The organism is Pseudomonas sp. Root569 (assembly GCF_001427465.1).
Classification (GTDB): domain Bacteria; phylum Pseudomonadota; class Gammaproteobacteria; order Pseudomonadales; family Pseudomonadaceae; genus Aquipseudomonas; species Aquipseudomonas synxantha.
This window is the reverse complement of the sequence record NZ_LMGQ01000002.1, coordinates 148,404-162,118: the sequence shown is the minus strand read 5'-3', so window position 1 is coordinate 162,118 and position 13,715 is coordinate 148,404. Positions and strand designations below refer to the sequence as shown.

11 protein-coding genes are annotated in these 13,715 nt (G+C 61.5%); 6 read left to right on the top strand and 5 right to left on the bottom strand.

Annotated elements, in window-relative coordinates:
* Window positions 1–76: 76 nt before the first annotated feature.
* The 3 genes from ASD70_RS03505 to rloA are packed head-to-tail and all read right to left on the bottom strand — an operon-like array spanning window position 77 to window position 3,137.
* The gene (locus tag ASD70_RS03505) at window positions 77–1,063 is read right to left on the bottom strand and encodes an alpha-L-glutamate ligase-like protein (protein WP_005790412.1); all 987 of its coding nucleotides are present in this window, start codon (window positions 1,061–1,063) and stop codon (window positions 77–79) included.
* Window positions 1,063–2,595 (bottom strand): osmotic stress tolerance membrane protein RloB, encoded by a 1,533-nt coding sequence (gene rloB, locus ASD70_RS03500; protein ID WP_043047095.1) that lies wholly within the window; start codon window positions 2,593–2,595, stop codon window positions 1,063–1,065. Before rloB ends, ASD70_RS03505 begins: the two co-directional genes overlap by 1 nt.
* 5 nt (window positions 2,596–2,600) lie before the next feature.
* Window positions 2,601–3,137, bottom strand: a complete 537-nt coding sequence (gene rloA / locus ASD70_RS03495; RefSeq protein WP_046071648.1) for a retropepsin-like aspartic peptidase RloA — start codon at window positions 3,135–3,137, stop codon at window positions 2,601–2,603.
* Between the two features lie 271 nt (window positions 3,138–3,408).
* Here rloA and ASD70_RS03490 point away from each other — a divergent pair, with 271 nt between their 5' ends.
* From ASD70_RS03490 to prpD, 6 genes are all read left to right on the top strand, one after another.
* Window positions 3,409–4,122 (top strand): GntR family transcriptional regulator, encoded by a 714-nt coding sequence (locus tag ASD70_RS03490; RefSeq protein ID WP_056845663.1) that lies wholly within the window; start codon window positions 3,409–3,411, stop codon window positions 4,120–4,122.
* Window positions 4,119–5,009 (top strand): methylisocitrate lyase, encoded by an 891-nt coding sequence (prpB, locus tag ASD70_RS03485; RefSeq protein WP_056845662.1) that lies wholly within the window; start codon window positions 4,119–4,121, stop codon window positions 5,007–5,009. Before ASD70_RS03490 ends, prpB begins: the two co-directional genes overlap by 4 nt.
* Window positions 5,010–5,051: 42 nt before the next feature.
* Window positions 5,052–6,179: a bifunctional 2-methylcitrate synthase/citrate synthase gene (gene prpC / locus ASD70_RS03480; RefSeq protein ID WP_056845661.1), complete on the top strand. Its 1,128-nt coding sequence runs from the start codon at window positions 5,052–5,054 to the stop codon at window positions 6,177–6,179.
* A 191-nt stretch (window positions 6,180–6,370) separates the two neighbouring features.
* The gene (acnD, locus tag ASD70_RS03475) at window positions 6,371–8,965 is read left to right on the top strand and encodes a Fe/S-dependent 2-methylisocitrate dehydratase AcnD (protein WP_056845660.1); all 2,595 of its coding nucleotides are present in this window, start codon (window positions 6,371–6,373) and stop codon (window positions 8,963–8,965) included.
* 11 nt (window positions 8,966–8,976) lie between these two features.
* The gene (gene prpF / locus ASD70_RS03470; RefSeq protein ID WP_056845659.1) at window positions 8,977–10,167 is read left to right on the top strand and encodes a 2-methylaconitate cis-trans isomerase PrpF; all 1,191 of its coding nucleotides are present in this window, start codon (window positions 8,977–8,979) and stop codon (window positions 10,165–10,167) included.
* Between the two features lie 178 nt (window positions 10,168–10,345).
* Window positions 10,346–11,830 carry a 2-methylcitrate dehydratase gene (prpD, locus tag ASD70_RS03465; protein WP_056845658.1) on the top strand — a complete coding sequence of 495 codons (1,485 nt, stop codon included), beginning with the start codon at window positions 10,346–10,348 and terminating at the stop codon, window positions 11,828–11,830.
* A gap of 134 nt (window positions 11,831–11,964) precedes the next feature.
* On the opposite strand, the gene ASD70_RS03460 is transcribed toward prpD, so the two are convergent.
* Window positions 11,965–12,705: an alanyl-tRNA editing protein gene (locus ASD70_RS03460; protein ID WP_046071655.1), complete on the bottom strand. Its 741-nt coding sequence runs from the start codon at window positions 12,703–12,705 to the stop codon at window positions 11,965–11,967.
* A gap of 2 nt (window positions 12,706–12,707) precedes the next feature.
* Complete coding sequence (locus tag ASD70_RS03455) at window positions 12,708–13,700, bottom strand: serine O-acetyltransferase (protein ID WP_046071656.1); 993 nt, start codon at window positions 13,698–13,700, stop codon at window positions 12,708–12,710.
* Between the last annotated feature and the right edge of the window lie 15 nt (window positions 13,701–13,715).

Here is a 13,715-nt window from a genome sequence, read left to right as displayed (position 1 = left end):
GGGGGATGGAGATTGTAGTCCCCTGTAGGATTTGCTCCTAGAGGGGATGTCGGGGATAGACAGTTTGAAGACCGGATCAGCCTTCCACGGGCGGTATATGCCCAAACATCTCCTGCACGAACTTCACCCGCTCTTGCGGGGTTTCCGTCACGCCGGCAGCTTTGAGTTCCTCCAGTCGCGCCTCCACCGCATGGGTGCGCAAGGTCAGCCCGCAGTCATTGGCGATCTGGATATTCAGCCCCGGCCGTGCATTCAATTCAAGGATCAGCGGGCCTTTTTCCTGGTCCAGCACCATGTCCACGCCGATATAGCCCAGCCCGCACAGCTCGTAGCAGCCAGCCGCAAGCTGCATGAAACCGTCCCAGTTGGGCAGTTGCACGCCATCCACGGCATTGGTGGTGTCAGGGTGCTTGGTAATGATGTTGTTCAGCCAGGTGCCGCGCAAGGTCAGGCCGGTAGCCAGGTCGACGCCCACGCCAATCGCACCCTGGTGCAGGTTGGCCTTGCCCCCGGACTGGCGGGTCGGCAAGCGCAGCATCGCCATCACCGGGTAGCCCATCAGCACGATGATGCGGATATCCGGCACGCCTTCGTAGCTGATGCTCTTGAAGATCTGATCGGGCACCACGCGGTACTCGATCAGCGCCCGGTCGCGGTGGCCACCCAGTGAATACAGGCCGGTGAGGATGCTGGAAATCTGGTGCTCGATCTCTTCATGGCTGATGATCTTGCCGGACACCGTGCGATAGCGTCCTTCAAACCGGTCGGCCACTACCAGGATGCCATCACCGCCCGCACCCTGGGCCGGCTTGATCACGAAGTCGCTGCGGCCGCCGATGATCTCGTCGAGCTTGTCGATTTCCTTCTCGGTGGAGATCACCCCGTACATTTCCGGCACATGAATGCCGGCCGCCAGCGCCCGCTCCTTGGTGATGATCTTGTCATCCACAATCGGGTACAGGCTGCGCTTGTTGTACTTGAGCACGTAGTCGGCGTTACGCCGGTTGATGCCCATGATCCCCCGCGCTTCGAGGGCCTTCCAGGTCTTCCAGAAGCCGAACATCAGGAGTCAGCCTTCAAGAACGCCTTGAAACGCACCAGCTCGGTGAGGCGGTAGCCGCGATAACGCCCCATGGCCAGCATGAAGCCCACCAGGATCAGCAGGATCGCCGGGAAGGTGAACACGAAGTAGATCAGCTCCGGCACGCTCATGATGATGTGCGCCAGGGACGCTGCGAACAGCGTGCCGATCGCCACCTTCAGCGCATGGTTGGCGCCACGCTCCTCCCAGGTGATCGACAGGCGTTCGATGGTCATGGTCAGGATCACCATCGGGAACAGCGCGACCGACAGGCCGCGTTCCAGCCCAAGTTTATGGCTGAACAGGCTGATGGCGGCAATCAGTACCACCACGAAGGTCAGCACCACCGACAGCCTCGGCAGCATCTGCAGTTTCAAATGCTCCAGGTACGACCTGAGGGACAGCCCCAGCGCCGTGATGATCGTGAACAGCACAATCCCGAAGCCCAGCTGCGTCTCGCGGAATGCCAGGGCGATCAGCACCGGTGTGAAGGTGCCCAGGGTCTGCAGGCCGATCAGGTTGCGCAGGATCAGGATCACCAGCACGCCAATCGGGATCATCACCATGATCATGAAGGTCTGCTGGGTTTGCAGCGGCAGGCCATATAGGGAGTATTCGAGGAAATTGGCGTCGGTATTCTCGTCGGTCAGCTTGGCCAGGCGGATGGCATTCATCTCGCTGTTGTTCAGGCTGAAGGTCACCATGGCTTTCTTGCCGCCGTCGACCGTGATCAGGTTTTCATCACCAGTCCACCACAGCAGGCGGTCGGCCGGCAGGCCCTGTTCGCCGGTTTCCGGGTTGAAGTACAACCAGTCACTGCCATTGAAGCTGCGCAGCCACAGTTCCGGGGTTTGCGGTTGGTCGGCCACCAGGCGGATGGTGTGGACTTTCTCTACCGGCACATGGGCGATGGACAGCAGCAGCTCGACGATCTTGGCCTTGTGTGGCGTCGACGGGTCGCCGGCCAGCAACAATTTCACATTGTCGTCGTTGAGGTTGTTGGTGCGCTTGATCGCTTCGCTGATAAAGGTCTCGACGTCGGCCGAGTGCTGGCGGATCGGCGCCAGCAAGGCTTCGGCAGCGATTTTTTCCGGGCCTTCCACAGCGATGCTGTCGCGAAAGGTCGGGCCCTTGATCTTGACCTTCTCGCCACTGTAGCGCTTGGTCAGCACCAGGCGGTAATACAGGGTCTGGTTGCCCTTGGCCCGGCGCGCCGACCAGGTGACCTTGCGGTTGCCGTCGATGCGATTGACGCTCACCCCGTAGTTGTTCGAGATAAAGCTTTCGTTGAGGCTGACGAAGTCGCGGCTCAGGGGCGGCACGAACATCTGGATCTTGACGGGGTCTTTCGGGTTGGCGACGAACTCGACCTTGGCGTCGATGTTCCACAAGTCGTCGGTGGCATCCTCGGTAACGGGGATGCCCAGCACGAAAATCTGATAGGCGGTGACCGAAATGCCCAGCACCACCAGCAAGGTGATCAGGATTTTCAGGTGCAGGGTCAAAGAGCGCATTCGGTTTACTCGGCGGTATGAGCGTCGGCGGCGCAGGCAGGTTTGCCTGCTGCGTATTTAAGACTGGGGTCGACCAGCGCATCAAAGCGTTTGAGCGCCTCGGAGCCGATCAGCAGCGGGTATTGGAAAGCGCTGCGGTCAGTCAAGTTCACTTCTATGCTGCGTAAAGCAGTGCCCATGCAGATATCCAGGGCAATCACCGGACGGGCGGTGTAGTTCTTGTCCTCATCGGGGTCATAGTCACCGGCGCGGCGCTTGATCTTGCTGACGCGGGCCAGGGGGCGTTCGATGGGGTGGGAGTGGGCGGTGTCGATGGCCAGGTAGAAGCGCACCCAGGATTCGCCGTTGCGCTTGAATCGCTTGATGTCACGGGCACTCAGCGAGGCGGTCTTGGCGCCGGTGTCGAGCTTGGCCGCGACTTCCAGATCGATACCGTCCAGCTTGGCGTATTCATTGAGGCCATACACCGTCTTCTCGGCGGCGATGCCGAGGCTGGGTATAAACAGAAGGCAGAAAAACAGGGGGAAGGGCTTGAGTCTCATAAATCCTGAGGCGGTGCCGTGCGATGTTCAATTCAAGGCGACTGGCATTGCTGCGCAAACTCCCTCGTGCGCCGTTTCATCCAGAGATGTCAGGCAAATACGCCGGGCATTCTAACATGATGCTTTTTTGGCGCCAGCGCTGGCAGGCGGCCATGCCCGGCATAAGTAAAGCGAGCCTATTAGACGATTGTCGACAATACCTATTTATTCTTTGACTATTGCGGGGTGATTGGCTAGTTTTTGCCGCATTGATTTGAAAGGTGTCGACAATATGCTCGATCAGGCGGAAATTCCGATAGCGACGTCAGACGAATCCCAAACCATGTCTGAGAACGTCTTCCGGCGTATCCAGGCGGCTATCGTCAAGGGTGAGATTGCCCCCGGCAGCAAGATCTCCGAGCCGGAGCTGGCGCGTACCTACGGTATCAGCCGCGGCCCGCTGCGTGAGGCGATCCACCGCCTGGAAGGCCAACGCCTGCTGGTACGCGTGCCCCATGTTGGCGCGCGGGTGGTGTCTTTGAGCCATGCCGAGCTGATCGAACTCTATGAAATCCGCGAGTCCCTGGAAGGCATGGCCTGCCGCCTGGCTGCCGAGCGCATGACCGACGCGGAAATCGAAGAGCTGCGCCAGGTATTGCACACCCATGAGCGGGATGCGGCGTTCCAGGCCGGTGTCGGTTACTACCAGCAGGAAGGCGACTTCGACTTTCATTACCGCATCATCCAGGGCGCCGGTAACCGTACCCTGACGCAGATGCTGTGCGGCGAGCTGTATCAGCTGGTGCGCATGTACCGCATCCAGTTCTCCACCACTCCCAATCGTCCACGCCAGGCCTTTGCCGAGCATCACCGCATTCTTGACGCGATTGCCGATCGCGATGGCGAGCTGGCCGAACTGTTGATGCGCCGACATATCGGCGCATCCAAACGCAACATTGCCCGTCACTTCCCGGACGGCGCTCCTTCATCACGAGGTGAGTCATGAGTTCCAACAACAACACTCCCGGCCAGCGTTTCCGTGACGCAGTTGCCAGCGAAAAGCCCTTGCAAGTGGTCGGCGCCATCAACGCCAATCACGCGCTGCTGGCCAAGCGCGCCGGTTTCAAGGCGATCTACTTGTCAGGTGGCGGGGTAGCCGCCGGCTCGCTCGGCGTGCCGGACCTGGGTATTACCGGCCTGGATGACGTACTCACCGATGTGCGGCGCATCACCGACGTATGCGACCTGCCGTTGCTGGTCGACGTGGACACCGGTTTCGGCTCCTCGGCGTTCAACGTGGCGCGCACCGTCAAGTCGATGATCAAGTTCGGCGCCGCCGCCATCCATATCGAAGACCAGGTGGGTGCCAAGCGCTGCGGGCATCGCCCTAACAAAGAGATCGTGTCGCAGCAGGAAATGGTCGACCGTATCAAGGCCGCCGTGGATGCGCGCACCGATGACAGTTTCGTGATCATGGCGCGCACCGACGCCCTGGCTGTCGAAGGCCTGGAGTCCGCCCTTGAGCGTGCCGCGGCCTGTATCGAAGCCGGTGCCGACATGGTCTTCCCGGAAGCCATTACCGAACTTGAGATGTACAAGCTGTTTGCCTCCCGCGTAAAGGCCCCGATTCTGGCTAACATTACCGAGTTCGGCGCGACCCCGTTGTACACCACCGAACAGTTGAAATCTGCCGATGTTTCCATTGTGCTGTACCCGCTCTCGGCCTTCCGTGCCATGAACAAGGCCGCCGAGAACGTCTACACCGCGATCCGTCGCGATGGCACCCAACAGAACGTGATCGACACCATGCAAACGCGCATGGAGCTCTATGATCGCATCGACTACCACACCTTCGAGCAGAAGCTCGACGCGCTGTTTGCCGCGAAAAAGTGATGCGGTGCGCCTCCCTAATAAATTCAAGATTGGAGAACGAACATGGCTGAAGCAAAAGTATTGAGTGGCGCCGGCCTGCGTGGCCAGGTGGCCGGGCAGACTGCTCTGTCCACCGTGGGCCAAGCCGGGGCCGGCCTGACTTATCGCGGCTACGACGTGCGCGAACTCGCTGCCGATGCGCAGTTTGAAGAAGTCGCCTACCTGCTGCTGTACGGCGAACTGCCAACCAAGACCGAACTGGCCGCCTACAGCGCCAAACTGAGCAAGCTGCGTGATTTGCCCCAGGCGCTGAAGGAAGTGCTCGAACGCATCCCCGCCGACGCCCACCCAATGGACGTGATGCGCACCGGTTGCTCATTCCTGGGCAATATCGAGCCGGAGCAGGATTTCAGCGTACAACGCGATGTCACCGACCGCCTGCTCGCCGCGTTCCCGGCGATCATGTGCTACTGGTACCGTTTCAGCCACGACGGCAAACGCATCGATTGCGTGACTGATGAAGCGAGCATCGGCGGCCATTTCCTGCACCTGCTGCATGGCAAGAAACCGAGCGAGCTGCATGTCAAGGTCATGAACGTATCGCTGATCCTCTACGCCGAGCACGAATTCAACGCCTCGACCTTCACTGCTCGGGTATGTGCCTCGACCTTGTCCGACCTGTACTCCTGCGTTACCGCCGCCATCGGTTCCCTGCGCGGCCCGCTGCACGGTGGTGCCAACGAAGCGGCCATGGAAATGATCGAGCGCTTCTCCTCGGCCGAAGACGCTGTCGAAGGCACCCTCGGCATGTTGGCGCGCAAAGACAAGATCATGGGGTTCGGCCATGCCATCTATAAAGACAGCGACCCGCGTAATGAAGTGATCAAGGGCTGGTCGAAAAAACTCGCTGATGAAGTGGGCGACACCGTGTTGTTCCCGGTCTCCGAGGCTATCGACAAGACCATGTGGGAGCAGAAAAAGCTGTTCCCCAACGCCGACTTCTACCATGCCTCGGCGTACCACTTCATGGGCATCCCGACCAAATTGTTTACGCCAATCTTCGTGTGCTCGCGCCTGACTGGCTGGGCCGCGCACGTGTTCGAACAGCGCGCCAACAACCGCATCATCCGTCCAAGCGCCGAGTACATCGGCGTTGAGCAGCGCAAGTTCGTGCCAATCGAACGTCGCTGAAAACCAACGCTTCCAGAATTGGAATGAGGCCAAAAATGTGGGAGGGGGCTTGCCCCCGATAGCATTCTGTCAGCTGATACAACTGGCACTGAACCACCGCCATCGGGGGCAAGCCCCCTCCCACATTTGGACTGCATTTCAAATCTGGATCAGTAGGTCCCTTTTGTAATCACCGTGACCGAGTCCTGACGATGAACACTGAGTTTCGCAAACCGCTCCCCGGCAGCCGCCTGGATTTCTTCGACGCTCGTGCGGCTGTCGAGGCAATCACCCCCGGCGCCTACGCCACCTTGCCCTACACCTCGCGCGTGCTTGCCGAGAACCTGGTGCGCCGTTGCGACCCGGCCACCCTCAATGCGTCTCTGGGACAGTTGATCGACCGCAAGCGCGATCTCGACTTCCCGTGGTTCCCGGCCCGCGTGGTATGCCATGACATCCTCGGCCAGACTGCGCTGGTGGACCTCGCCGGCCTGCGCGATGCTATCGCGCTGCAAGGCGGCGATCCCGCCCAGGTCAACCCGGTGGTGCCGACCCAACTGATCGTCGACCACTCCCTGGCCGTCGAAGCCGGTGGTTTCGACCCGCAGGCATTCGAGAAAAACCGCGCCATCGAAGACCGTCGTAACGAAGACCGCTTCCACTTTATCGAGTGGACCAAAAAGGCCTTCAAGAACGTCGATGTGATCCCGCCGGGCAACGGCATCATGCACCAGATCAACCTGGAGAAAATGTCCCCGGTAATCCAGGTGCGCGATGGCGTTGCCTTTCCGGATACCTGCGTCGGCACCGACAGCCACACCCCGCACGTGGACGCCCTGGGCGTGATCGCCATCGGCGTCGGCGGCCTGGAAGCCGAGAGCGTGATGCTCGGCCGTGCATCGTGGATGCGCCTGCCGGAAAGCGTCGGTGTAGAATTGACCGGCAAGCTGCAACCAGGCATCACCGCCACCGACATGGTGCTGGCGCTCACCGAGTTCCTGCGCCAGCAGAAAGTGGTCGGCGCCTGGCTGGAGTTCTTCGGCGAAGGGGCTTCGGCACTGACCCTGGGCGACCGCGCAACTATCTCCAACATGGCCCCGGAATACGGCGCCACGGCCGCGATGTTCTATATCGACCAACAGACTATCGCCTACCTGAAACTCACCGGCCGCGAAGATGAGCAAGTCACCCTGGTGGAACAGTACGCCCGCCACACCGGCCTGTGGGCCGATGACCTCAAGGGCGCGCAATACGAGCGCGGGCTGACCTTCGACCTCTCCAGCGTCGTGCGCAACATGGCCGGCCCGAGCAACCCCCACGCCCGTGTTGCCACCCGCGACCTGGCTTCAAAAGGCATCAGCGGCCAGTGGGACGAAGTGCCAGGGCAGATGCCCGACGGCGCGGTGATCATCGCTGCCATCACCAGTTGCACCAACACCAGTAACCCGCGCAACGTGATCGCCGCAGGCCTGTTGGCGCGCAACGCCAACAGGCTCGGGCTGACCCGCAAGCCGTGGGTCAAGTCATCCCTGGCGCCGGGCTCCAAAACCGTGGCCATGTACCTGGAAGAAGCTGGCCTCGGCCATGAGCTGGAAAAGCTCGGTTTCGGCGTGGTGGCGTTTGCCTGCACTACCTGCAACGGCATGTCCGGCGCCCTCGACCCGGTGATCCAGCAGGAAATCATCGACCGCGACCTGTACGCCACCGCGGTGTTGTCGGGCAACCGCAACTTCGACGGGCGTATCCACCCCTACGCCAAGCAAGCCTTCCTGGCGTCGCCGCCGTTGGTGGTGGCCTATGCGATTGCCGGCACCATCCGTTTCGATATCGAGAAGGACGTGCTCGGCTTCGACGCCGACGGCAAGGAAATCCGCCTGCAAGATATCTGGCCGAGCGATGAAGAGATCGACGCGGTAGTCAAGGCGTCGGTCAAGCCCGAGCAGTTCCGTGCGGTGTATATCCCCATGTTCGCGATCCACGAAGACACCGGCCCCAAAGTCACCCCGCTGTACGACTGGCGCCCGCAGAGCACCTATATCCGCCGCCCGCCGTACTGGGAAGGCGCGCTGGCCGGTGCGCGACCGCTCAAGGGCATGCGCCCGCTGGCGGTACTGCCGGACAACATCACCACTGACCACCTGTCGCCGTCCAACGCGATCATGCTCGACAGCGCTGCGGGTGAATACCTGGCGAAAATGGGCTTGCCGGAGGTCGACTTCAACTCCTATGCGACTCACCGTGGCGACCACCTGACTGCGCAGCGCGCTACTTTCGCCAACCCGAAACTGTTCAACGAAATGGTGCAGGAAAACGGCAAGGTCAAGCAGGGTTCCCTGGCGCGTATCGAGCCGGAAGGCAAGGTCACGCGGATGTGGGAAGCCATCGAGACCTACATGGAGCGCAAGCAACCGCTGATCATCATCGCCGGTGCCGACTACGGCCAGGGCTCGTCCCGCGACTGGGCCGCCAAGGGCGTGCGCCTGGCCGGTGTGGAGGCGATTGCCGCCGAAGGCTTCGAGCGCATCCACCGCACCAACCTGGTGGGCATGGGCGTGTTGCCCCTGGAGTTCCTGCCGGGCACCGACCGCCACACCCTGCAGATCGACGGCAGTGAAACCTATGACGTGGTCGGCGAACGCACCCCGCGGGCGCAACTGACCCTGGTGATCAACCGCAAGAATGGCGAACGTGTCGAAGTGCCGGTGACCTGCCGCCTGGACACCGCCGAAGAAGTGTCGATCTACGAGGCGGGCGGCGTGTTGCAACGCTTCGCCCAGGACTTCCTGGAATCGGCGGCGACCGCCTGAAGAGGATTACCATGGCACACGTAGCGCAAATCAAGATCCCTGCCACCTACATGCGTGGCGGCACCAGCAAGGGCGTGTTCTTCAGCCTCAAGGACCTGCCCGCAGCGGCGCAGGTCCCGGGGGCGGCGCGCGATGCCTTGCTGCTGCGAGTGATCGGCAGCCCCGACCCCTACGACAAGCAGATCGACGGCATGGGCGGGGCTACCTCGAGCACCAGCAAAAGCGTGATCCTCGCTAAAAGCACCCGCGCCGATCACGACGTGGACTACCTGTTCGGCCAGGTCTCCATCGACAAGCCGTTTGTCGATTGGAGCGGCAACTGCGGCAACCTTTCGGCGGCGGTGGGCTCTTTCGCCATCAGCGCGGGCCTGGTCGATCCGGCCCGCGTGCCGCACAACGGTATAGCCGTTGTGCGAGTGTGGCAGGCCAATATCGGCAAGACCATCATCGCCCACGTGCCAATTACCGACGGTGCGGTGCAGGAAACCGGGGGCTTCGAACTCGATGGCGTGACCTTCCCGGCCGCCGAGGTCCAGTTGGAATTCATGGACCCGGCGGCAGAAGAAGAGGGCGGCGGCGGCTCGATGTTCCCCACGGGCAATCTGGTCGACGACCTGGAAGTGCCCGGCGTGGGCACCTTCAAGGCCACATTGATCAACGCCGGCATTCCGACGATTTTCATCAATGCCCAAGACCTCGGCTACACCGGCACCGAGCTGCAAGGCGCGATCAACAGCGACCCCAAGGCCCTGGCGATGTTCGAGACCCTACGCGCCTACGGCGCGCTGCGCATGGGGTTGATCAAGCATGTGGACGAAGCCGCCCAGCGCCAGCACACGCCCAAGGTGGCATTTGTGGCCAAGCCAGCCGATTACGTGGCGTCCAGCGGCAAGGCTATCAAGGCCGGCGATGTGGATCTGCTGGTGCGCGCCCTGTCCATGGGCAAGCTGCACCACGCGATGATGGGCACCGCGGCGGTGGCGATTGGCACGGCGGCGGCGATTTCCGGCACCTTGGTCAACTTGGCGGCGGGCGGTATTGAGCGAAATGCCGTGCGCTTTGGGCATCCGTCCGGGACGTTGTGCGTTGGCGCCGAGGCCACCCAAGTGAACGGCGAATGGGTGGTGAAAAAAGCCATCATGAGCCGCAGTGCGCGGGTGCTGATGGAAGGCTTCGTACGCGTTCCGGGCGACGCTTTTTAGCTTTATGTGGGAGGGGGCTTGCTCCCGATAGCAGGGTGTCAGTCGCCCCATTCATTAACTGACCCACCGTCATCGGGAGCAAGCCCCCTCCCACAGGGATACAAGCAGGCAATCAGACCTGCGCAACGATTAACCCTGACCCTGAGGATGGAACAACCCAACTTTTAGGAGAACTGCCATGAGCGCCAACGTCGACCAGAACAACCGCCCCGACTACGACCAGGTTTTGCAGGACATCGCCGACTATGTCCTCAACTACCGCATCGACTCCCGGGACGCATTGGACACTGCCCGCAATTGCCTGATGGACACGCTTGGTTGTGGCCTGCTGGCCCTGCGCTTCCCCGAGTGCACCAAGCACCTGGGGCCGATAGTGGAGGGCACCGTGGTGCCGTTCGGCGCGCGCGTGCCGGGCACTTCGTTTCGCCTCGACCCGGTCAAGGCTGCCTGGGATATTGGCTGCATCGTGCGGTGGCTCGATTACAACGACACCTGGCTCGCCGCTGAATGGGGCCATCCTTCGGACAACCTTGGCGGCATCCTCGCGGTGGCCGATCACCTGTCGCAAAAGCGCGTCGCCAATGGCGACGCGCCGCTGACCGTGCGTGCGGTGCTGGAAGCGATGATCATGGCCCACGAAATCCAGGGTGTGATTGCCCTGGAGAATTCTTTCAACCGCGTCGGTCTCGACCATGTGCTGCTGGTGAAGGTTGCCTCCACAGCCGTCACCGCCAAGCTGATGGGCGCTAACCGTGAACAGCTGCTATCTGCTCTGTCCCACGCCTTTGTCGATGGGCAGGCGTTGCGCACCTATCGGCATGCGCCGAATGCCGGCTCGCGCAAATCCTGGGCCGCGGGGGACGCATCGAGCCGCGGCGTGCGTCTGGCGGATATCGCCCTGCGTGGCGAGATGGGCATCCCCGGTGTGCTGAGTGCGCCGCAGTGGGGCTTTTATGATGTGTTGTTCAGCCACACCAACAAGGATCTTGCGCTCAAGCCTGAGGACAAGCGCACCTTCAGCCTGTCCCAGCCCTACGGCACCTACGTGATGGAAAACGTGCTGTTCAAGATCAGCTTCCCTGCCGAGTTCCACGCGCAAACCGCCTGTGAAGCGGCGGTGACCCTGCACCCGCAGGTCAAGCCGCGCCTGCACGAGATCGAGCGCATCGTGATCACCACCCATGAGTCGGCGATTCGTATCATTTCCAAGGTCGGTCAACTGGCCAACGCCGCCGACCGTGACCATTGCCTGCAATACATGACCGCCGTGCCATTGGCGTTCGGCAACCTGGTGGCCGAGCACTACGAAGATGACTTCCACGCGGCCCACCCGATCATTGATGAGTTGCGCGGCAAGATGGTCATTGTCGAAGACCCTCGCTACAGCCGCGAGTACCTGGAAGCCGACAAGCGCTCCATCGCCAATGCTATCCAAGTGTTCTTTACCGATGGCACTTGCACCGAGCAAGTGGCGGTGGAGTACCCGATTGGCCATCGTCGCCGTCGAGTGGACGGCATTCCATTGCTGGAGGACAAGTTCAAGGCCAACCTGGTGACGAGGTTCACCGCGCAGCGCAGCGCCGAGATTGTTGCGTTGTGCAAGGACCAGGCGCGGCTTGAGGCGACGCCTGTGAACCGTTTCATGGACCTGTTGGTGATCTAAAAAACAACGCGGCCAATGTGGGAGGGGGCTTGCTCCCGATAGCTGGGTGTCAGTCAACAGATTCATTGACTGGTCCACCCCTATCGGGAGCAAGCCCCCTCCCACATTTGTCCATCATTGGGGCAACTATCGGGTCAGGCGCAAGCTTGTTCAAACCGCAGTATCACCCTGCGGTTGTGCTTGCTCTTCTTTTCAATTTTCTCGCAGAACACCCGGCCGATTTCCTCGGTGTTGAGCACATGGGTGCCGCCGCATGGCTGGATATCGATGCCGGGGATCTCAATCACCCGTACCGAGCCCGACACCACCGGTGGCGCAACCGCCTGGGTGCGGGTGATCTGTAGCAAGGTCGCGTATTCGGTGGCGGGCATCGACAGGGTCTTCACCGCGTGGGCCTGCTCGATCAGGGCGTTGAGGTCGCGGGTGAGGTTGTCTTTGTCCAGGGTCATTTCCGGCAGGTCGAAATCCAGGCGGCCTTTATCCGAGCTGATGCTGCAACCGGTCACCGGCGCGTCGATGAGCGAGCACAGCAAGTGCAGGCAGGTGTGCATCTTCATGTGCTGGTAGCGCCGCTCCCAATCCAGCCCCGCGTCGACCTGGACGCCGGCGGTCAATTGCTCGGGGCAATGCTCCACCTGGTGCCAGATGATCGAACGCAACACCGGGTCGCGCACGGTACCCGTCACCTCGACCCGGGTGCCATCGGCCAGGGTGAGATGGCCGGTATCGCCCGGTTGCCCGCCACCGGTGGGGTAGAACAGCGTGTGCTCCAGGGCGATGCCATGTTCGCTGACGGCAATCACCCGGGCGCTGAAAGCGTTCTGGTAGGGCGCGCTGTCGAACAGCGCCAGGGTTTCCATGGTGTGCACGGACATTTTCAACCTCCGACGATCAGTGGGCTGGCTTGCAGCAGGTGGCGCACCATTGCGCTCAAGCCAGGAGGAGAGAGCAGGGTGATTTCAAATTCTGGTCCGCAGACTTTCAGGTTCAGCGGCAGGCGCGGCAGTTGGTCACCGATGTCGAGGCGATGCAGGCGGAATTGCAGGTGATGCCGCTCTTTTACCGTGGGCTCGAGCATCAACCCTTGCAGTGGATGAAAGTCAGCATCCAGCACGGTGACCTTGTGGCCGGCACTGACCTCGCCGACGACATGCAAGCGCTCATCCAGGGCAAAGGCGCCGAGGTAGTTGCTGTGGTCCGATTCATCGTTTTTTTGCAGTTGGATCTGGTTGACCACCTTGACCTTGGTGCCTGCCGGCACGTCCTGGGTGATCACGCAGGAGGGGCTGATAAACACGTTATCGCCAATCGACACATAACCCAGCACCCGGGCACCGGCGCCCACCTCGACATTGTTGCCCAGGCGCGGGTGGCGCTTGCCGTCCGGGTTGTTGGCGATGCCGCGTGCGCCCAGGGTCACGCCGCAGAGGATGTAGCAGTCGTTGCCAATCACACAGGTCTCGCCGATAACGGTGCCGAAGCCGTGGTCCAGCACAAAGCGCCGGCCGATGCGCGCCGCCGGGTGAATCTCGGCGCCAGAGAGGATCTTGCCCTGATTGCTGAGCTTGAGGGCCATGCGCGAAAACATCGCGTGGCCAGGGTCGGGGAAATTCCACACCAGATGCGCAAGGCGATAGAACAGCACTGCCTTGAACGAGGCATAGGATTCCAGGATCAACTCCCCGCGCCCACGTGATGCGGGGTCACGATAGGCGTAGGCGATCAGGTCTTCGGCCACCGCCTGGGCCGCGTTCTGGATCAGCGGCGCAAGGTGCGGTTCCAACTGCTTCATCTGTCCGGGCGTCAGGGTCGTGATGAGATGGGTCAGCAGCTCATCGTGCAGCTGTTGCATGTCGATAAAGCCCCCCATGGAGGCACCCCCGCA

Bases quoted from the DNA above. Each gene is read 5' to 3' on its own strand.
- prpD (WP_056845658.1), top strand. From the start codon at position 10,346: ATGAGCGCCAACGTCGACCAGAACAACCGCCCCGACTACGACCAGGTT.
- acnD (WP_056845660.1), top strand. From the start codon at position 6,371: ATGAACACTGAGTTTCGCAAACCGCTCCCCGGCAGCCGCCTGGATTTC.
- rloA (WP_046071648.1), bottom strand. From the start codon at position 3,137: ATGAGACTCAAGCCCTTCCCCCTGTTTTTCTGCCTTCTGTTTATACCC.
- prpB (WP_056845662.1), top strand. From the start codon at position 4,119: ATGAGTTCCAACAACAACACTCCCGGCCAGCGTTTCCGTGACGCAGTT.
- prpF (WP_056845659.1), top strand. From the start codon at position 8,977: ATGGCACACGTAGCGCAAATCAAGATCCCTGCCACCTACATGCGTGGC.
- ASD70_RS03490 (WP_056845663.1), top strand. From the start codon at position 3,409: ATGCTCGATCAGGCGGAAATTCCGATAGCGACGTCAGACGAATCCCAA.
- rloB (WP_043047095.1), bottom strand. From the start codon at position 2,595: ATGCGCTCTTTGACCCTGCACCTGAAAATCCTGATCACCTTGCTGGTG.
- ASD70_RS03505 (WP_005790412.1), bottom strand. From the start codon at position 1,063: ATGTTCGGCTTCTGGAAGACCTGGAAGGCCCTCGAAGCGCGGGGGATC.
- ASD70_RS03460 (WP_046071655.1), bottom strand. From the start codon at position 12,705: ATGTCCGTGCACACCATGGAAACCCTGGCGCTGTTCGACAGCGCGCCC.
- ASD70_RS03455 (WP_046071656.1), bottom strand. From the start codon at position 13,700: ATGGGGGGCTTTATCGACATGCAACAGCTGCACGATGAGCTGCTGACC.
- prpC (WP_056845661.1), top strand. From the start codon at position 5,052: ATGGCTGAAGCAAAAGTATTGAGTGGCGCCGGCCTGCGTGGCCAGGTG.